Source organism: Streptomyces sp. NPDC046308, assembly GCF_055588065.1.
This window is the reverse complement of the sequence record NZ_JBVJFB010000002.1, coordinates 22261-40763: the sequence shown is the minus strand read 5'-3', so window position 1 is coordinate 40763 and position 18503 is coordinate 22261. Positions and strand designations below refer to the sequence as shown.

Below are 18503 nucleotides of genomic sequence, written 5' to 3'. Positions count from 1 at the left end.
AAGATCCGGAAGGGACGGTCTAGGCCGGACGGTCCATCTGCGCGCCGCGGAGGTGCAGTTGAGGGACTTCTCGTCTGGTAACCATCTCCAGCATGGCCCCCACCCGAACCCTGCTGAGCGGGCTGCTCGGCGCCGCCGCCCTGCTGCTGTCCGTCCAGTCCTCCGTAGCCGCCGCCGACCGGCAGACCGTCGACTACCACGGGCTGCGCCTCACCGTCCCCGCCGACTGGCGGGTCGTCGACCTCGACCGTGATCCCGCCGCCTGCCTCCGGCTCGACCTGCCCACCCTGTACCTCGGCCACGCCGGCACCCAGAGCGAATGCGCCGGCCGGGCCGTCGCCGACCGCGCCGACACCCTGCACCTCGAACCGCTCGACGGGGCTCCCGAACGCGCCGACGTCCCCACCGTCACCGTCGAGACCGCCCCCGCCCTGCCCGAAGCCCCCCACTCCTCCGCCAGCAACGAGCTGCGCTACGCCCTGCTCCGGCCCGGGGTCATGGCCACCGTCTCCTACGGGGACGCGCCCGACGCCGTACGCAGGGTCCTCACCCGGGCGCGCGCCCTGAGCGCGCACCCGGGCGCGGCCACCCCCGACCCGCGCCCCGCGACGCCCGCCGTGGCCCCCGGCGGGGGGAAGCACCGCGGGGTTCAGGACGCCTACAAGGGCGAGGGCTTCGACGCCTGCACCGCCCCGACGCAGCATGCCATGGACACCTGGCGGGCCGATTCCCCCTTCCGCGCGATCGGCGTCTACATCGGCGGCCGCGCCCGGGCCTGCGCCCAGCCGCGGCTCACGGCCCGCTGGGTCGAGCGGCAGGCCGCCGCGGGCTGGCACCTGATGCCGATCTGGGTGGGCCCGCAGCCCTGGAACAGCTCCAGCACCGGCCTGTCCACCGACCCCTCCGCGGCCAACGGGCAGGGCCGGGAGGCAGCCGAGGGCGCGGTGGACGCCGCCCGGTCCCTCGGCATGCCCGAGGGCACGCTGCTCTACAACGACCTGGAGAACTACACGGACCGCGCCACCTGGGACGCTCCGGTCGTCGCCTACCTGACCGCCTGGACGGAGCGGCTGCACGAGCTGGGCTTCCGCTCCGCCGCCTACGTCTCGGTGAGCTCCGGGGTCAAGGCGCTGAGCGCCCACTACCACCAGGCCCCGCAGGCCATGCCGGACGTGCTGTGGGCCGCCCGCTGGAACCTCTCGGCCTCCGTCGGCGACGCCGACATGGGGCTGCCGGCGGGCACGGCACAGTGGGCCGGGCCGCGCCGGGCCCACCAGTTCCGCGGCGACCACGACGCCACCTACGGCGGGGTCACCATCAACATCGACCGCAACTGGGTGGACGTGGACCCGGCCGCCCTCGGCCCGATCGGCGGCCTGCCCCCGCTCAGCTAGCCGAACCCTCAACCGGTCGAACCCCTCAGCCGGCGCCGAACCGCTCAGCCGGCCGCGCCGCCCGGTGCCGGCTCACCCGGCTCCGGGTCCTCGCGCGGCGGCTCGTCGTCGTTGCCCCGGCGGACGGTGTGCACGCCGCGCGCCGGGGTCCACGACCGCAGCACCAGGTCATCGCCTTCCACGCCGATGTGGACGACCTCCGCCAGGTCGGCGTAGAAGAGGTGGAACGGATGCGGGGTCTCCGTCTCCTCCGCGTACCGGTGCAGCTCGGGCGGGTCCACCAACTCCACCGCCCGCCCGGAGATCCGTACGTCCCCGTCGGGCATGTCCTCGCCCACGCCCGGATTGGTGTGCAGGGCGAAGCGCGGGTCGTGCTGGAGGTCCCTGGCCTTCATCGACCCCGCCATCATGCCGAGCCACAGCTCACCGCCGCGGATGTCGACGTTCAGCCCGGACACCCGGGGGGAGCCGTCCTTGCGGAGGGTGGCCAGGACGTGGTGCGGGTACTGCGCGAAGCGCGCCTGGACGGCCGCCGCGAACTCCGGCTCCGCCTTCTCGAAGACTGCCCAGCTGGTGTGCGTCATACGTCCATGAAAGCGCGTGGCCGGGGCGGTCCCGGGTCAGGCGCGCACGATGCCCGCGCCGCGCGCCGCCGCCAGCCAGGCCGGGAACTCCCCGACCAGCCGGTCGTACAGTTCCGCGTCCGGGACGGTACGAGGATCCAGGCCGGCGTGGAAGTAACCGGCGTTGTCCACCACGCGCCGGGACGGGACGGGCAGTTCGTCCAGCCGGCGCAGGAAGTCGAACTGGGTGCTGCGCGTGTTGCCGAAGCCGACGAACTGCCAGAACAGCGGCAGTCGGGCCGCCTTGCACAGGTACCTCTCCGCCGCGATCTTGCTGAGTGGACCGCCGTCCGTCTGGAAGACGACCAAGGCCGGGTCCGTCGCACCCGAGTCCAGGTAGTGGTCGATCACGGCGTCCATCGCCGCGTCGTAGGCCGTCTTGCCCATGTGGCCGAGACGGGAGGCGATCTCGGTGACCCTCCCCTCGTGCCCGGCCAGGGAGATCTCCTCCACCGCGTCCACCTCCGTGGAGAAGAAGACCACCGGTACGCGGCCGTCGTCGTCCAGGTGCGCGGAGAGTCCCAGCACCCGGTCGGCGAGGGCCTGAACACTGCCGTCGGCGTAGTACGGGCGCATCGACCCGGAGTAGTCCAGCACCAGGTAGACCGCGGCGCGCCCGCCCTCCAGGCCGTACTTGCGCAGGGAGACCCCGGCGCTCTTGTAGAGGTTCACGAGGGCCGGAGCCGTCTGCTCGACCTTGCGGAGGTCTATCGCGCTGCCCGTCATGGGGCGAGGGTACGGCAGAGCGCCCCGCCGAAACCGACGTCTGCGGCAAGCCGGACCCGCTGCGCGGCCGGTGGGCCGCAGGGGAGGGCGGAGCCGTGGGCCCGCCCGTGAGCGGGCCGGCTTGGCGGCGGCCGCGAGCCGCGGCGGGGCGTCGGCGGCGGCCGCTACGTGGGCGAGCCCCCCGGCCGTTCCCACCGCGGTGTGTGTGTCGGCGAGCCGGTGCTTCACCACCTGGAAGGCGCCGATGGGCCGGCCGAACCGGATGCGGTCCTTCGCGTAGCGGACCGACACCTCCAACCGCCCGCACTCCAGGACACGTTCGCGGGCGTGCCCTGGCGTGCGGGCGGCAACAGCACACCCGCGCTCCGCCGCAGCTGTACTTCCGGCGCTCCTACGGCAGCTCGCCGAGCTCCCCCGGCCTGCCGGGCCCGTCGAGCCCTGCGAGCTCGTCGATGTCTTCGAGCATCTTCGCCGCGAGGTCGCGCTCGGAGGTGTAGTACCGCTCCGCCCACTTGAGGGTGAGCGTCGGGTACGCCCACGCCGCCTCCGCCTCCGCGCCCTCCACGTCGGCCACCGCGCGCCGGCGCATCTGCTCCGCGAACTCCTGCTGACGTACGAGCACTTCGCGCATCTGCTCCGGCTCCAGCAGGTGGCCCAGCCACAGCCGCAGCATCGGCCCGTGCTTGAGGACGGGCGGGTCGACGGGGGCCTCGCGGGCCCATTCCCGTACGGCCGTCATGCCCTCGTCGGTGATCCGGTACACCCGCTTGTCGCGGGTCCCGGTGTCCTGGGCGACCATCCGCGAGGAGGCGTAGCCGGCCTTCTCCAGGCGCTTGAGCTCGCTGTAGATCTGGCTGAACGACGGGCTCCAGTAGAAGAACCGCAGCGACGCGTCCGACCACTTCTTCAGGTCGTAGCCGGAGAGCTCCTCTCCGAAGGAGAGCAGTCCGAGCACTGCCCAGCTGGTCGCGGGGAGCGCGCGCTTGTTCGTCTCGTCTGCCACGCAGCGCAGTCTACGACCGGTCCTAGCGGCGGCCTTCCCCCTGCAAGACATGACTGCTAGAAGTATTTCGATTAGAAATACAGCGCTCTGATCCCACGGAGGCCCCGTGAAGTTCTCGATGATCTTCGAGGCGCAGCTCGTCGACCCGACCCCGGCGCGCGAGCGCCAGGTCATCCACGACTGCGTCGAACAGGCCGTCTTCGCCGAGGAGATGGGATTCGACCGCATTTGGGCGGTCGAGCACCACTCCCTGACCCGGTACGCGCACATGAGCGCCTCCGAGATCTTCCTGACCTGGGTGGCCGCCCGTACCCGGCGGATCCGCATCGGCCACGGCGTCGTCACCATGCCCTTCGGCTATCAGCACCCGGTGCGCGTCGCCGAGCGCGCGGCCATGCTCGACGTGCTCTCCGGCGGCCGCGTCGACATCGGCGCCGGCCGCGGGGCCACCCGCCGGGAGATGTCCATGTTCGGGGTCCGGCCCGAGGACACCTACCCGCAGATGGAGGAGGCGCTGCGGATCTTCTCCGCCGCCTGGCGGGAGCCGGAGTTCGAATGGCACGGCTCCCTCGACATCGGGCCGGGCGCGATCCTGCCCCGCCCGGTCCAGGACCCGCACCCGCCGCTCTTCATGGCCTGCTCGAAGCACGACACGCTCAAGCTGGCCGCCGAACTGGGCACCGACGCCCTCGTGATGGGCTTCGCCGGAGCCGACGACGTACGCGCCATGCGCAAGGTCTACGACGAGGCCATCGCCACGCGCACCGGTGAGCGCCTGGTGTCGTCCGAGGTCAACGACCACCTGTCCGCCCTCTGCCCGACCGTCGTCCTCGACGACGCCGAGCGGGCCCTGCGGCTCGGCACCCGCGGCCAGCGCTTCTTCGCCGAGGCCATCGCGCACTGGTACGGCAACGGACCCGTGCCCAGCGCGCACGCCGAGGAGGACGACCACGTGGGGGCGCTGGCCAAGGGCCGCGAGGAGCTCGTCGCCCGCCTGCACGAGGCGAACATCCCGGCCCGCCCGGTCGACACGGGCACCTACAACGCGGACCACGCGTACGGCAGCGCCGAGACCGCCATCGCCTACGTCGAGCAGCTGCGCGGGATCGGCGTCGACGAGGTGATGTGCCTGATCCAGATGGGCACGGTGCCCCAGGAGGCGTGCATGGAGACCATCCGCCAGTGGGGCGAGAAGGTCATCCCGCACTTCCGCGCGCTGGAGGGCTGAGCCGTGGGTGTCTCCCTCGAAGGGAAGGTCGTCGTGGTCACCGGCGCCGGGCGCGGCCAGGGCGCCGCCGGCGCCCGGCTGTTCGCGCAGGCGGGGGCGCGGGTGGTCGTCACGGACGTACGGGAGGACGAGGGCCGGGCGGTGGCCGCGGAACTCGGCGACCAGGGTCTGTACGTCCGCCACGACGTGGCCGACGCGACGAGCTGGGCGACGGTGGTGAGGGAGGCCGTCCGTGCCTTCGGCGCCGTGTCGGCGCTGGTCAACAACGCCGCCCTGTGGCGCACGGCCCACGTGGAGCAGCAGCGGCTCGACGACTTCGAGGCCCTGCTGCGGGTCAACCTGCTGGGGCCGTTCCTCGGCATCCAGGCCGTGGCGCCGGTGCTGCGGGCGGGCGGGGGCGGCTCCGTCGTCAACGTCTCCTCCACCGCCGGACTGGTCGGGATACCGGGCCACGCGGCCTACGGTTCCACCAAGTTCGGGGTGCGCGGACTGACCCGGTCGGCGGCGCTCGACCTGGCCGGGGACCGGATCCGGGTCAACTCGGTGCACCCGGGGGCCATCGACACCCCCATGGTGGCCGAGGCGGTGGCGGGCCGCGACTGGTCGCACCTGCCGCTGGGGCGGATGGGCCGGCCGGAGGAGGTCGGGGAGCTCGTCCTCTTCCTCTGCTCGGACGCGTCCTCGTACGTGACGGGCGCGGAGTTCACCGTCGACGGCGGGATGACGACGGCATGAGCGACGCCCCCACGCACGACGACGGTACGGGTCACGAGGGCGCGGGCGATCCCCTGTCGCCGGCGGCCCGGCTGCTGTGCGACGCGATGACCGCGGGCTTTCCGGGGCCGGGCGACACGGCTGCCCTGCGGGCGGCGGCGGGGGCGGTGTCCGCCCGGCCGGGCCCGACCGTGGCCTCGGTGTCCGACACGGTCGCGGGCGGGGTCCCGGTGCGGATCTACGATCCCGCGCCGGGCGCGCGCGGGCGCCCCCTGGTCGTCTTCCTGCACGGCGGCGGCTGGGTGATGTGCGGCCTGGACACCCACGACGCGACGTGCCGCACGCTCGCGGCGGCCTCGGGCGCGGTGGTCGTCTCCGTCGACTACCGGCTCGCCCCCGAGCAGCCCTGGCCAGCGGCCGTGGACGACGCGCTCGCCGTCCTGCTGTGGGCCCGCGAGGAGGCGCCCGCACTCGGCTGCGACCCGGGCCGGGTGGTGGTGGCGGGGGACTCCAGCGGCGGCAACCTCGCCGCGGTGACCGCGCTGCGCGCGCCCGAACTCCTCGCGGGCCAGCTGCTGTTCTATCCGCCGCTGGACGCCTCGATGGGCCGCGCCTCGGTGGAGACGTACGCGGAGGGCTACTTCCACACCGCCGCCCACATGGCCTGGTACTGGGACGAGTACGGCGGAGACCCGCGGCATCCGCACGTCTCACCGCTGTGCGCCCCCGACCTCGCGGGCCTCCCGCCCGCGCTGGTCGTCCTCGCGGACTGCGACGTGCTGCGGGACGAGGGCCTCGCCTACGCCCGCCGACTCGCGGCGGCCGGCGTCGACTGCACGGTCCAGCTCCACCCGGGCGTCTTCCACGGGTTCCTGGGGCTGCCGCTGCCGGCCGGGCGGGCCGCCCTCGCGGCGGCCGCGGCCTGGCTGACGGCCACCCCTCGGCAAGGGGGCGAATAGGGGGCGGGGCGGCCGGATTCGAACCGGCGTCCTCCTCCATGCTGTGTAGGCGCACTACCTCTGTGCTACGACCCCGCCCTTGCCCCGGATCCTACGGGCGGCCGGGAGCGCAGCGCACCGGAGTTTCGCGGGGCATGATGTGTCCATGGCGGAACTGACACGACGGCTGGTCGGGGCGATCCTGCGCAACGGCCTCCTCCTGGTCGCGGAGTTCGGTGCGGTCCTGCTGCTGCGCGGGCCCGAGTGGGCCTGGGTCCCGGTCCTGCTGGCCGTCTTCGTCCTCGGCGCGGCCGTCCCCCACGGCACCGGTGCGGAGTTCGTCGCCCGCACCGCGGTCGCCCTCTTCGCGGTGGGGATCGTGGCGCTCGCCGGGATCACCTGGGACCGGCACACCCTCCACGAACGCGGCCGGGAGGAGACGGCGGTCGTCGCCTCGCGCACGATGGTGGAGGACGGCTCCGGCTACGCCCCGTCCCTGCGCCTGCGCACGGAGGCGGGCCGCGACCTGCCCGGACCGGTCACCCTGGACCTGCAGGTCGGAGCCCGTCTGACCGTGACGACGGACCCGGACGGCCCGTCCTGGTCCGTGGGCGGGCGCCCGGGCCGCCCGCTCTGGCAGGCGGCCGGCACCGCGGCCCTGCTCCTGCTCCAGAGCGCCACCCTCGGCGTGCTGTGCCTGCGCCGCCCCCGCGCCTGAACCGCGGCTACTCCTTGATGAGGTAGGAGCAGCCCTTCGTGTTCTTGACGCCGTCGCTCTCCGCGACCAGCTTGCCGTCGACCTTGATGGTGCACGGCGCCTGCTGGAGCTTGCCGTCGGCGCCCGTGACCGTGCCCGGGACGACATTCACCAGGTAGCCCACCTTCCGCTCCGCGGCCGTGAGTTCGGCGGTCCCCGACTTCGACCACGGCAGGGTCTGCTGCTCGAAACCGCTTCCGATGCCGCTGTACATGACCGCCGTCTTGCCGGTGCCGCCGACCTCCAGGGTCACCTCGTGCGTCGCGCCCCCGGACTTGGCCGGCGGCGCGGACGACGCGGGCGCCGGAGCGGCGGCAGTGGGCTTGCCGCTGTCGGCGGCCGGCTTCGGGGCGTCGCTGCCGCAGCCCGTCAGGAGAACCGCCGCCGCGCACAGCGTCATCGCGGACAGCGCGGTCTTCGTCCTTCGCATGTTTCCGGTACCTCGTTCTTGTTGCTCGTTTGCGTGATCGAAAACAATGGACGCATGACGACACGCGCCCGTTCCTTCGATTCCGCAGCCGCTCTGTACGCCGCGCACCGGCCGGGCTACCCGCCGGCCCTGTACGACGCCCTGGAGGAGCTCGCCGGGCGGCCCCTCGCCGGGGCGCGCGTGGCCGACGTGGGAGCGGGAACCGGGATCGCCACCGCGCTGCTGTACGAGCGCGGGGCCGAGGTCGTCGCCGTGGAACCCGGGGACGGGATGGCCGCCGAGTTCCGGCGGGCGAACCCCTCGATCCCGCTCGTGCGCGGGGACGGGGACCGGCTGCCGCTGGCGAGCGGCGCCTTCGACCTCCTCACTTACGCCCAGGCCTGGCACTGGACCGACCCGGCCCGCTCGGTCCCCGAGGCCCGCCGGGTCCTGCGTCCGGGCGGGGCGCTCGCCGTCTGGTGGAACGACACGGACTCCGGCGTGCCGTGGATCGCCGAGCAGGAGGAGCGGCTGCGCGTCTTCTTCCGGGTCACCGAGGGGGTGAACGGCTTCCGCACCCTGTTGGAGGGGCTGGGCGGGTTCACCACGCGCACCGTGCGGTGGTCGCGCCGGATCACGCTCGACGGGCACCTCGCCAATCTCGCGAGCCACTCCGCGTTCCTGGTCCTCGGCGAGGCCGGCACCCGCGAGTACTTCGCGGCGGAGCGGGAGCTGCTGGCGCCGCGCTTCCCGGACGGCACCGTCGAGGAGCAGTACGTCGTGACCCTCGCCGTCGCCCGCCCGTAACGCGGGGCCCCGCCCCGCACCCTCCCCCAGGCTCCGTCCGGGGGGACCCCGGGTGCGGCCCGCCTGGCCAGCGCGGCTCAAAGATCGGGGCTCCGCCCTGGACCCCGCTCCTCAATCGCCGGAGGGGCTGAATTGGTGCGGTCCGGCTGGCCAGTGCGGCTCAAAGATCGGGGCTCCGCCCCGGGCCCCGCTCCTCAAACGCCGGAGGGGCTGGATTTGCTCGGCTGAGGCTGGAGTGGTGCGGTACGGCTGGAGGGCGCGGCTCAAAGATCGGGGCTCCGCCCCGGGCCCCGCTCCTCAAACGCCGGAGGGGCTGGATTTGCTCGGCTGAGGCTGGATTTGCGCGGCGAGGCCGGATGGTGCGCCAGCACCGGGTGGCGGGGCGGGCCGGGTCGGTTGGGGTGGGGGTGGGTGTGTGTCGGGGTGATCCCCGCAGGGTGCCAAACGCACTCCCGCCGAGCTGTCCGACACCCCGACACGTTTGGCGCCCGAGGAGACGCCCCGGCGCGCGCCCGCCCCCACCCCAACCGACCCCCCTCCCGGCTAGGCCGCGCCGTGACAGGCCACCCACACCGCCCCGAGCGGCGCAGCCGACCCCCGCCCCCGCCCAAGTGGCACAGCCGACCGGCCCCCTACCCTTCCCGCCGCAAGACCTCCGCCCGGCAGGTCGACGGTGTGCCCCACGCGTCGCGTAGGGGGCGGGCCTTGCGGAGCCACAGGGAGAGGTCCAGTTCCTCCGTGTAGCCGACCGCGCCGTGCAGCTGGAGCGCGGTCATCGCGGCCCGGTGGCAGGCCTCGCCCGCCGACAGCTTCGCCGCCGCCACGTCCGGCGCGGCCGGTGACAGGGCCGCCGCCCAGACCAGCGGGCGGGCGAACTCCAGGGCGAGCAGGGTGTCCGCCAGGCGGTGCTTCACCGCCTGGAAGGACCCGATCGGGGTGCCGAACTGCGTGCGCTGCTTCGCGTACTCCACCGTCCTGGCCAGCAGCGCCTCGCCCACGCCCAGGCACTGGGCCGCCGTCAGCAGGCGCGCCCACCGCAGGGCCACCCCCGCCGCCGCCGCCACCGCCGGGCCCGCGGCCAGCAGTTCGCCGTCCGGGGCCGGCCGGTACAGCCGCCGCGCCGGGTCCGTCGAGGTGAGCAGTTCGCCGTGCCCGCCCGCCAGCCGCAGTTCGCCCGCCGGCGACACGGTGAAGCAGTGCGTGGCCGCGTCCGCGTCCAGGGCGTACGGGCCGCCGCCCGGCAGGGTCAGCGTGGCCGAGGACTCGCCCGCGACCAGACCCGGGACGAACCGTTTCGCCAGCCCCTCGTCACCCAGCTCCGACAGGAGGACCGACACGGCCGCGCTCTCCACCAGCGGCCCCGGCACCCCCGCCCGGCCCAGCTCCACGAAACCGAGGGACAGCTCCAGCGGGAGCAGCCCGAGGCCCTCGTAGGGCTCCGGCGCGGCCAGCGCGAACAGGCCCGTCCCCGCGAGCCGGGACCGCAGCTCCCGCCCCGGTCCGTGCTCGCCGCCCGCCCAGGCCCGTACCGCCGCCGGGACCTCCGCCGCGCCCAGCAGGGAGCGCAGCGTACGGGCGAAGTCCGACTGCTCGTCGGTCGGCAGGAAGCGCATCAGCGGCGGCCCTTCGGAAGGCCGAGCAGCCGCTCGGCGATGATGTCGCGCTGGATCTCGTTCGTCCCCGCGTAGATCGGCCCGGCCAGGGAGAACACCCACGGCTCGGCCCACTCGCCCTCCGCGAGCTCGGCGTCCGCGCCCAGCAGGTCCAGCGCCGTCTCGTGCAGGGCGATGTCGTACTCCGACCAGAACACCTTGTTCAGGCTGGACTCGGCCCCGAGGGGCTCGCCCGCCGCGAACCGGGCGGCGCCCGCCCAGGTGAACAGCTCGTAGGCGCGCGCTCCGACCACCGCGTCCGCCACCCGGTCCCGCAGCGCGGTGTCCGAGGGGTCCCCCTGCGCGCGCCACAGCGCGGCCAGCCGGTCCGCCGCCGCCAGGAAGCGGCCGGGGGAGCGCAGGGTCAACCCCCGCTCGTTGCCGGTCGTCGACATCGCGATCCGCCAGCCCTGCCCCGGCTCCCCGATCACGTCCCCGTCCGGTACGAAGACCCCGTCCAGGAAGAGCTCCGCGAAGGCCGGCTTGCCGTCGAGGCGGCCGATGGGCCGCACCGTGACCCCCGGCGCCCGCAGGTCGAACATCAGGTACGTCAGTCCCTGGTGCGGTTTCGGGGTGTCCGGGTCGGTGCGGAAGATCCCGAAGGCGCGGTCGGCGAAGGCCGCCCGCGAGGACCAGGTCTTCTGCCCGAACAGCAGCCAGCCGCCCTCCGTCCGCACCGCCCGCGACTTCAGCGAGGCCAGGTCGGAGCCCGACTCCGGCTCCGACCAGGCCTGCGCCCAGATCACCTCGCCGCTCGCCGTCGACGGCAGCACCCGGGCCCGCTGCTCGGCCGTCGCGTGGTCGAAGAGGGTCGGCGCGAGCAGGTTGATGCCGTTCTGCGAGACGCGGCCGGGCGCGCCCGCAGCCCAGTACTCCTCCTCGAAGACCAGCCACTTCACGAGGTCGACGCCCCGGCCCCCGTACTCCTCGGGCCAGGACACCACCGACCAGCGGTCCGCGTGCAGCAGCGCCTCCCATTCCCGGTGGGCCGCGAACCCCTCCCGCGTCTCGAGCGAGGGCAGCGGCCGCGCCGGTACGTGCTCGGCCAGCCAGGCGCGCGCCTCGGCCCGGAAGGCCTCCGTGTCCGCCGTGTGCACCAGCTCCATCAGCCGTTCGCCTCCTTCACAGACCGGGCCGCGCCACTCGTACAGCAGCACCACCGGGGCTTCGGGTATGCGGGATCCTTCCCTAACAAGTGTTTGGTAGGTTAACGTACGGCCATGAGCAGCGTCGAGGAGTTCCTCGGCCTTCCCCAGGAGGTACGGGCGTGAGCACCCCCGACTACGTCCCCGGGCACGGACTGCTGAAGGACCGCACCGCCGTCATCACCGCGGCCGCCGGGGCCGGGATCGGCGGGGCCACCGCCCGCCGCTTCCTGGAGGAGGGCGCCCGCATCGTCATCGGAGACGCCCACGCCCGCCGCCTCAAGGAGACCGAGGAGGCGCTCGCCGCCGAGTTCGGCGCGGACCGGGTCGCCTCACTGCCCTGCGACGTCACCGACGAGGACCAGGTCGCCGCCCTCTTCGCGCTCGCCGAACAGACCCACGGCCGCCTCGACGTCGTCGTCAACAACGCCGGACTCGGCGGCACCGCCGCCCTCGTCGACATGACCGACGAACAGTGGGGCAAGGTCCTCGACGTCACCCTGAACGGCACCTTCCGCTGCACCCGCGCCGCACTGCGCTCGTTCAAGGCGTCCGGCGCGGGCGGGGTCGTCGTCAACAACGCCTCCGTCGTCGGCTGGCGCGCCCAGACCGGCCAGGCCCACTACGCGGCCGCCAAGGCCGGGGTGATGGCACTGACCCGCTGCGCGGCCCTGGAGGCCGCGGAGTTCGGCGTACGGATCAACGCGGTCGCCCCGAGCCTGGCCATGCACCCGCACCTGGTGAAGGTCACCAGCGCGGAGCTGCTGGCCGAGCTGACCGCCCGCGAGGCCTTCGGCCGGTACGCCGAACCCTGGGAGGTCGCCAACGTCATCGTCTTCCTGGCCAGCGGCTATTCCTCGTACATGACGGGCGAGACCGTCTCGGTCAGCAGCCAGCACGCCTAGCGGATGCCTTGGCCGAGAATGGGCGCGTGCCAACGAACCAGCCGAACCAGCCGACACCCAAGAAGAAGCCGCAGGTGACGGCCTCGCCCGAGCGGCGCCGTGAACTCCTCGACACCGCCGCCGAGGTCTTCGCCGCCCAGGGCTACAACGCCACCACCGTCCGCAAGATCGCCGACGCCGCCGGCATGCTCGCCGGCAGCCTCTACTACCACTTCGATTCCAAGGAATCGATGCTCGACGAGATCCTCTCGGCCTTCCTGACCGAACTGTGGGAGGGGTACGACACCGTCCTCGCCGCCGGTCTCGGCCCCAGGGAGACCATCGAGGCCCTCGTCACCGAGTCCTTCCGGGAGATCGACCGGCACCGCGCCGCCGTCGCGATCTACCAGAAGGAGTCCCGCACCCTCTCCGCGCAGCCCCGCTTCCACTACCTGTCCGACTCGCAGCAGAAGTTCGAGAAGGCCTGGCTGGGGACGCTGGAGCGGGGAGTCGCCGCCAAGGTCTTCCGGGCCGACCTCGACATCCGCCTCACCTACCGCTTCGTGCGCGACACGGTGTGGGTGGCGGCGTCCTGGTACCGGCCGGGCGGACAGCACAGCCCCGAGGAGATCGCCCGCCAGTACCTGTCGATGGTGCTGGACGGGATCGCCCTCCGCCCCACGTGACAGATCCGATCCGAGGAGTCCCGATGCCCGAGGCCTACATAGTCGACGCGGTACGCACCCCCGTGGGGCGCCGCAAGGGCGGACTGTCCGCCGTCCACCCGGCCGACCTGGGTGCGCACGTCCTGAGGGCGCTGGTCGAGCGGTCCGGAGTGGACCCGGCCGCCGTGGAGGACGTGGTGTTCGGCTGCCTCGACACGGTGGGTCCGCAGGCCGGCGACATCGCACGCACGGCCTGGCTGGCCGCGGGCCTCCCGGAGGAGGTCCCCGGGGTCACCGTCGACCGCCAGTGCGGTTCCTCGCAGCAGGCCGTCCACTTCGCGGCGCAGGGAGTGCTCTCCGGCACCCAGGACCTGGTCGTCGCGGGCGGCACCCAGAACATGTCGATGATCCCGATCGCCTTCGCCTCGCGGCAGGCGGCGGAGCCCCTGGGGCTCACGGAGGGCCCGTACGCGGGATCGGCGGGCTGGCGGGCCCGGTACGGCGACGCCCCGGTCAACCAGTTCCACGGCGCCCAGCTGATCGCGCAGAAGTGGGGGATCAGCCGGCAGGACATGGAGGAGTTCGCGCTCCGCTCCCACCGGCGGGCGGTCCGGGCCATCGACGAGGGCCGCTTCGCACGCGAGACGGTGGCGTACGGGGACGTGAGCGTCGACGAGGGCCCGCGTCGGGACACGACGCTGGAGAAGATGGCGACCCTCAAGCCGGTGGTCGAGGGCGGCACCATCACCGCCGCGGTCTCCTCCCAGGTCTCGGACGGCGCGGCGGCCATGCTGATCGCCTCCGAGCGGGCGGTACGGGAACACGGCCTGCGGCCCCGCGCCCGCATCCACCACCTCTCGGTCCGTGGCGAGGACCCGATCCGCATGCTGTCCGCGCCGATCCCGGCGACGGCGTACGCGCTGAAGAAGACCGGGATGTCGCTCGCCGACATCGACCTGGTGGAGATCAACGAGGCCTTCGCCCCGGTGGTGCTGGCCTGGCTCAAGGAGACCGGAGCCGACCCGGAGCGGGTCAACGTGAACGGCGGCGCCATCGCCCTGGGCCACCCCCTCGGAGCGACGGGGGTGAAGCTGATGACCACGCTCCTGCACGAGCTGGAGCGCACCGGGGGCCGCTACGGCCTCCAGACGATGTGCGAGGGCGGCGGCCAGGCCAACGTGACGATCATCGAGCGGCTCTGACCCCGGCCCCGGCGGGCCCTGACACCCCCGGCGGGGCCGGGGCCCCGCCGGCACGATTCACCCGGACGCAGCAGGTCACACGGTCGCGGCCACACCGACGCACGGAGGTGTGCTAGCTTAGAGCTCGTTGCAGTTGTGGTACCCATGAACTTTATGTGCGCCTGACGGGAATGATCCTCAGGCGCTTTTATTGTTTTGCCGGAATCTCCGGATGGGGCCCTTTGCCGCCTATTCAGGAGATTTAAAATGGCACTTGGCACCGTGAAGTGGTTCAACTCGGAAAAGGGCTTCGGCTTCATCGAGCAGGACGGTGGCGGCCCGGACGTCTTCGCCCACTACTCGAACATCGCCACCCAGGGCTTCCGTGAGCTCCAGGAGGGCCAGCGCGTGTCCTTCGACGTCACCCAGGGTCAGAAGGGCCCCCAGGCGGAGAACATCATCCCCGCCTAATTCCTTCAGCATGCCGGGGTCCGCACCGTGAGGTGCGGACCCCGGCTTGTCTGCTGTCTCGACCTAGTTGTACCTGCCGGTTTCAGGAGGGCATTTCCGCATGACCAGCTCCAGCTCCGCACGACCCAGCCGCCGCCCCACCCGGGGCCGAGGCGCGGCCCAGGGACGTCCGAAGGCTGGTGCGGGACGGCAGAAGTCCGCCCCCGTTGCCAGGCCCCAGGAATTCACCATGCCCGAACCGCTGACCCCGGCGCTCCCGCCGGTCGCCGCGTTCGAGGACCTGGACATGCCCGAGGCGCTGCTGAAGACCCTCGCCGCCCAGGGCGTCACCGAGCCGTTCCCGATCCAGGCCGCGACGCTGCCCAACTCGCTCGCCGCCCGTGACCTGCTCGGCCGCGGCCGCACCGGCTCCGGCAAGACCCTGGCCTTCGGCCTGGCGCTGCTGGCCCGTACCGCCGGCCACCGCGCGCAGCCGAAGCAGCCGCTCGCGCTGGTCCTCGTACCGACCCGTGAGCTCGCGCAGCAGGTCACCGACGCCCTGGCCCCCTACGCCACGGCCGTCAACCTGCGCATCGCGACCGTCGTCGGCGGCATGTCGATCAACCGGCAGTCCGGCGCCCTGCGCCGCGGCGCCGAGGTGCTCGTCGCCACCCCCGGCCGTCTGAAGGACCTGATCGACCGCGGTGACGCCGACCTCTCGCAGGTGGGCATCACCGTGCTCGACGAGGCCGACCAGATGACCGACATGGGCTTCATGCCGCAGGTCACCGCGCTGCTCAAGCAGGTGCGGCCCGAGGGCCAGACCATGCTCTTCTCGGCCACGCTCGACAAGAACATCGACAAGCTCGTCAAGATGTTCCTGCACGACCCGGTCGCCTTCTCCGTCGACCCGTCCGCCGGCGCGGTCAGCACGATGGAGCACCACGTCCTGTACGTCATGGACGAGACCGACAAGAAGGCCGTGGCGACGCGTATAGCCGCTCGCGACGGCCGGGTGATCATGTTCGTGGACACCAAGCGCGGGGTCGACCGCATGGTCAAGAAGCTCCTCGCGGACGGCGTCCGCGCCTCCGGCCTGCACGGCGGCCGCTCCCAGCCGCAGCGCAACCGCACCCTGGACTGGTTCAAGACGGGCGAGGTCACCGCGCTGGTGGCGACGAACGTCGCCGCGCGCGGCATCCACATCGACGACCTCGACCTCGTCGTCAACGTGGACCCCCCCACCGACCACAAGGACTACCTGCACCGCGGCGGCCGTACCGCCCGTGCCGGCGAGTCCGGCAGCGTGGTCACCCTGGTGCTGCCCGACCAGAAGCGGGAGATGACCCGTCTGATGTCGGACGCCGGGATCTCCCCGCGCACCGCGCAGATCAAGTCCTCCGACGAGGAGCTGTCCCGGCTGACCGGCGCCAAGGAGCCCTCGGGCATCCCGGTGGTGCTGGACGTGCCGCAGCCGACGCCGCCGAAGCCGCGCAACGGCGCCGGCTCCGGCTCCGGTTCGGGCTCCGGCTCGCGCCGCCGTTCGGGCGGGCCGCGCACCGGCTCCGCCACGGGCGGAGCCCAGCCGGCGGCCGGCGGTCGCGGCCGCCGTTCCGGTGGCGGTGCTTCCGGGCAGGCTCCGGCGGCCTCCGGGACGGGCCAGGCCCGGCGCGGCGGCCAGGGCGGCGGCGCGGCCGCCGGCTCCGGCGAGCGCGGCAGGCGTACCAGTGGGGGCGCCGCCTCCGGCGGTGCGGCCGCGGCCTCGGCGCGCAGCCGCGTCGGATCGGGCGGGCAGGGCCGCCGCCGCGCGGTCTGACGTACAGGTGACCACGACGCCGGGCCGTGCTTCTCGCACGGCCCGGCGTCGTGCCGTCCGCTAGCGGACCATCCTGTTCTGGAGCTTCGCCAGCGTCCGCAGGTCCAGGCCGAGGCCCTCGGTCAGGTAGCCGTAGAAGCTGCCGTAGTCGGCCTCCATCCGCGCCGTCGCCGCGTCCAGATAGTCCTGGCGGACCTCCTGAAGCGGGATCAGCAGGTCGGGGTTCTGCATGCGACCCGACTGCTTGAGGCCCGCCCGCAGCCGGGCGTCGTAGGCGGCGCGGAAGGTGTTCGACGCCAGGTAGTCGCGCTCGGCGGCGTCCTCGGGGACGGCCAGCGCGCGCAGCAGGACGTAACTCATCCAGCCGGTCCGGTCCTTGCCGGACGTGCAGTGGTAGAGGAGCGGGCCCTGGCCGCCGTCCGCGATCTCCCGCAGGGTCGCCGCGAACTGCGCCCGGTTCTCGGGGCCGGTCACGAACGTCCGGTAGATGTCGCGCATGTAGGCCTCGGCGCGGCCGCCGCCGAGCATCTGCTCCTGGGTGGCGGGGTCGCCGCTGGCGATCGCGCCGACGAGGGTTCCGTAGAGGCCCAGGTCGCTGACCGGGCGCGAGGTGGCGGTGAGCCCGGACGGCAGCCGGTCGGCGCCGTCGTACTGGAGCTCCATGGGAATGCGGAAATCGACGACCTTCGTGAGGCCGAGACCGGAGACGGTGGTGACGTCGGCGTCGGTCAGCTTGCTCAGCGCGTCGGAGCGGTAGACGAGTCCCTGGCGGACCTTGCCGCCGGTCCAGGTGCGGTAGCCGCCGAGGTCACGGACGTTGACGGCGCCCTGGAGGGGGATCTGACGAATCGTTTCTTCTTGTGGCTGGACCTGGTGGTGCCGGGCGCTGACCCCGGCTCCGGGCGCCGCCGCCGCGTACGCGGCGGCGGGCAGGGTCCCGATGGCGAGAGCGGCGGCGGCCGCCGCGGTCGCCAGGCGGATTCGGGCACGGCTCATGGAGGCGACTCCTGTGACGGAGAAGGGGGATCACCCTGGTGGTGGCAGGGTGCGGAGCGAGTGCAGTGCTTCGAGTGATTTCAGTGCCTGTTGTGCTTCGGCCATGACGCGGGAGACGAGCTCCGCGCAGGACGGGAGATCGTCGATCACCCCCGCGACCTGACCCGATGCCATGACGCCGAGGTCCGTGCGGCCCTCGACCATGGACGCCTTGAGGAGCATGGGGGTGTTCGCGGCGAGCAGGACCTGGCTCCAGGAGAGGTCCTTGCCGTGTTTCATCGCGAGGCCGTCGCGGACCATCTGCGGCCAGCTCAGCCCCGACAGCTTCCGGAAGCCGGCCGCGTGCCGGACCGCCCGGGCCAGTGCCCGGGTGCGGCCCGCCCGCTCCAGGGAGTCGACCAGCGCGGTGCGCAGCATCCGGTGCGGCAGCCCGTCCACGGCGGTGGTGACGGTGACGTCCTTGACCGTGGCCCTCAGGTACTCGGCCTTCACGGCGTCCGGGACGGTGGAGTCCGAGGTCAGCAGGAACCGGGTGCCCATGGCGATGCCCGCGGCCCCGTACGACAGGGCCGCGACCAGCCCGCGGCCGTCGCAGAAGCCGCCCGCCGCGACCACCGGGATGTCCACGGCGTCCACCACCTGGGGCAGCAGCACGGTCGTGGCCACGTCCCCGGTGTGCCCGCCGCCCTCGCCGCCCTGGACGATCACCGCGTCGGCGCCCCAGGCCGCGACCTTCTCGGCGTGCCGCCGGGCCCCGATCGAGGGGATGACGACCACGCCCGCCTCCTTGAGCCGCCCGATCAGCTCCCTGGAGGGCGCGAGCGCGAAGGAGGCGACCCGCACCCCCTCGTCGATGATCAGCTGGGCGCGCTCGGCCGCGTCCCCGGCGTCCGCGCGCAGGTTGACCCCGAAGGGAGTTCCCTCCGGGACGCGGGACTTGACCTCGTGGACCGCCGACCGCAGCTGGTCCGTGGTCATCGTCGCCGAGGCCAGGATCCCCAGCGCCCCCGCGTTCGCCGCGGCCGACACCAGGCGGGGGCCGGCGACCCAGCCCATGCCGGTCTGCACGATCGGGTGCTCGACGCCGACCAGCTTGGTGAATGCCGTCTCCATCG

Annotated in this window: 19 protein-coding genes, 1 tRNA gene and 1 pseudogene; 11 read left to right on the top strand and 10 right to left on the bottom strand. The window is 73.3% G+C overall.

The window, feature by feature from the left end:
- The first annotated feature begins 92 nt into the window (after positions 1 to 92).
- The gene (locus ACZ6JT_RS07640) at positions 93 to 1394 is read left to right on the top strand and encodes a DUF1906 domain-containing protein (RefSeq protein WP_469208345.1); all 1302 of its coding nucleotides are present in this window, start codon (positions 93 to 95) and stop codon (positions 1392 to 1394) included.
- Positions 1395 to 1438: 44 nt separating this feature from the next.
- Here ACZ6JT_RS07640 and ACZ6JT_RS07635 read toward each other — a convergent pair whose 3' ends face one another.
- The 4 genes and pseudogenes from ACZ6JT_RS07635 to ACZ6JT_RS07620 form a co-directional block, all read right to left on the bottom strand.
- On the bottom strand, positions 1439 to 1978 hold the full coding sequence (locus ACZ6JT_RS07635) for a pyridoxamine 5'-phosphate oxidase family protein (protein ID WP_469208342.1): 540 nt from the start codon (positions 1976 to 1978) through the stop codon (positions 1439 to 1441).
- A 36-nt stretch (positions 1979 to 2014) separates the two neighbouring features.
- Positions 2015 to 2743, bottom strand: coding sequence for a VWA domain-containing protein (locus ACZ6JT_RS07630; protein ID WP_469209571.1), 729 nt, complete (start codon positions 2741 to 2743; stop codon positions 2015 to 2017).
- Between the two features lie 168 nt (positions 2744 to 2911).
- A pseudogene (locus ACZ6JT_RS07625) lies at positions 2912 to 3034 on the bottom strand (acyl-CoA dehydrogenase family protein); the annotation flags it as partial.
- A gap of 100 nt (positions 3035 to 3134) precedes the next feature.
- Positions 3135 to 3797 (bottom strand): helix-turn-helix transcriptional regulator, encoded by a 663-nt coding sequence (locus tag ACZ6JT_RS07620; protein ID WP_469208340.1) that lies wholly within the window; start codon positions 3795 to 3797, stop codon positions 3135 to 3137.
- 55 nt (positions 3798 to 3852) lie between these two features.
- Between ACZ6JT_RS07620 and ACZ6JT_RS07615 the strand changes: the two genes are divergently transcribed.
- Genes ACZ6JT_RS07615 through ACZ6JT_RS07605 form a run of 3 tightly spaced genes read left to right on the top strand, consistent with a single transcriptional unit; the run spans position 3853 to position 6647 of the window.
- Positions 3853 to 4974 (top strand): LLM class flavin-dependent oxidoreductase, encoded by a 1122-nt coding sequence (locus tag ACZ6JT_RS07615; protein WP_469208338.1) that lies wholly within the window; start codon positions 3853 to 3855, stop codon positions 4972 to 4974.
- A 3-nt stretch (positions 4975 to 4977) separates the two neighbouring features.
- Entirely contained in the window at positions 4978 to 5709 is a 732-nt protein-coding gene (locus tag ACZ6JT_RS07610) for a glucose 1-dehydrogenase (protein WP_469208336.1), read from the top strand.
- Positions 5706 to 6647, top strand: a complete 942-nt coding sequence (locus tag ACZ6JT_RS07605) for an alpha/beta hydrolase (protein ID WP_469208334.1) — start codon at positions 5706 to 5708, stop codon at positions 6645 to 6647. Before ACZ6JT_RS07610 ends, ACZ6JT_RS07605 begins: the two co-directional genes overlap by 4 nt.
- Positions 6648 to 6649: 2 nt before the next feature.
- On the opposite strand, the gene ACZ6JT_RS07600 is transcribed toward ACZ6JT_RS07605, so the two are convergent.
- A tRNA-Ala gene (locus tag ACZ6JT_RS07600) sits at positions 6650 to 6724 on the bottom strand.
- Positions 6725 to 6792: 68 nt separating this feature from the next.
- On the opposite strand from ACZ6JT_RS07600, the gene ACZ6JT_RS07595 reads away from it, so the two are divergent.
- Positions 6793 to 7344 (top strand): hypothetical protein, encoded by a 552-nt coding sequence (locus ACZ6JT_RS07595; RefSeq protein WP_469208332.1) that lies wholly within the window; start codon positions 6793 to 6795, stop codon positions 7342 to 7344.
- A gap of 7 nt (positions 7345 to 7351) precedes the next feature.
- On the opposite strand, the gene ACZ6JT_RS07590 is transcribed toward ACZ6JT_RS07595, so the two are convergent.
- Positions 7352 to 7813 carry a hypothetical protein gene (locus ACZ6JT_RS07590; RefSeq protein ID WP_469208330.1) on the bottom strand — a complete coding sequence of 154 codons (462 nt, stop codon included), beginning with the start codon at positions 7811 to 7813 and terminating at the stop codon, positions 7352 to 7354.
- A gap of 54 nt (positions 7814 to 7867) precedes the next feature.
- Between ACZ6JT_RS07590 and ACZ6JT_RS07585 the strand changes: the two genes are divergently transcribed.
- The gene (locus tag ACZ6JT_RS07585; RefSeq protein ID WP_469208328.1) at positions 7868 to 8599 is read left to right on the top strand and encodes a class I SAM-dependent methyltransferase; all 732 of its coding nucleotides are present in this window, start codon (positions 7868 to 7870) and stop codon (positions 8597 to 8599) included.
- A gap of 632 nt (positions 8600 to 9231) precedes the next feature.
- On the opposite strand, the gene ACZ6JT_RS07580 is transcribed toward ACZ6JT_RS07585, so the two are convergent.
- Together ACZ6JT_RS07580 and ACZ6JT_RS07575 are read right to left on the bottom strand one after the other, a co-directional pair.
- A complete protein-coding gene (locus tag ACZ6JT_RS07580) occupies positions 9232 to 10212 on the bottom strand; it encodes an acyl-CoA dehydrogenase family protein (protein WP_469208326.1) in 981 nt (326 codons plus the stop codon).
- Positions 10212 to 11357, bottom strand: coding sequence for an acyl-CoA dehydrogenase family protein (locus tag ACZ6JT_RS07575; RefSeq protein WP_469208324.1), 1146 nt, complete (start codon positions 11355 to 11357; stop codon positions 10212 to 10214). The genes ACZ6JT_RS07580 and ACZ6JT_RS07575 overlap by 1 nt, the downstream gene beginning before the upstream one ends.
- 161 nt (positions 11358 to 11518) lie before the next feature.
- On the opposite strand from ACZ6JT_RS07575, the gene ACZ6JT_RS07570 reads away from it, so the two are divergent.
- From ACZ6JT_RS07570 to ACZ6JT_RS07550, 5 genes are all read left to right on the top strand, one after another.
- Complete coding sequence (locus tag ACZ6JT_RS07570) at positions 11519 to 12301, top strand: SDR family oxidoreductase (RefSeq protein ID WP_384341926.1); 783 nt, start codon at positions 11519 to 11521, stop codon at positions 12299 to 12301.
- Positions 12302 to 12327: 26 nt separating this feature from the next.
- A complete protein-coding gene (locus ACZ6JT_RS07565; RefSeq protein WP_351289559.1) occupies positions 12328 to 12966 on the top strand; it encodes a TetR/AcrR family transcriptional regulator in 639 nt (212 codons plus the stop codon).
- A 23-nt stretch (positions 12967 to 12989) separates the two neighbouring features.
- Positions 12990 to 14147: an acetyl-CoA C-acetyltransferase gene (locus ACZ6JT_RS07560; RefSeq protein WP_469208322.1), complete on the top strand. Its 1158-nt coding sequence runs from the start codon at positions 12990 to 12992 to the stop codon at positions 14145 to 14147.
- Between the two features lie 246 nt (positions 14148 to 14393).
- Complete coding sequence (locus tag ACZ6JT_RS07555; protein WP_030010141.1) at positions 14394 to 14597, top strand: cold-shock protein; 204 nt, start codon at positions 14394 to 14396, stop codon at positions 14595 to 14597.
- Positions 14598 to 14697: 100 nt separating this feature from the next.
- Positions 14698 to 16392, top strand: coding sequence for a DEAD/DEAH box helicase (locus ACZ6JT_RS07550; protein WP_469208319.1), 1695 nt, complete (start codon positions 14698 to 14700; stop codon positions 16390 to 16392).
- 60 nt (positions 16393 to 16452) lie between these two features.
- Here ACZ6JT_RS07550 and ACZ6JT_RS07545 read toward each other — a convergent pair whose 3' ends face one another.
- On the bottom strand, positions 16453 to 17388 hold the full coding sequence (locus ACZ6JT_RS07545) for a tyrosine-protein phosphatase (RefSeq protein WP_469208317.1): 936 nt from the start codon (positions 17386 to 17388) through the stop codon (positions 16453 to 16455).
- Between the two features lie 30 nt (positions 17389 to 17418).
- A complete protein-coding gene (locus ACZ6JT_RS07540; protein ID WP_469208315.1) occupies positions 17419 to 18501 on the bottom strand; it encodes an NAD(P)H-dependent flavin oxidoreductase in 1083 nt (360 codons plus the stop codon).
- Positions 18502 to 18503 lie beyond the last annotated feature (2 nt).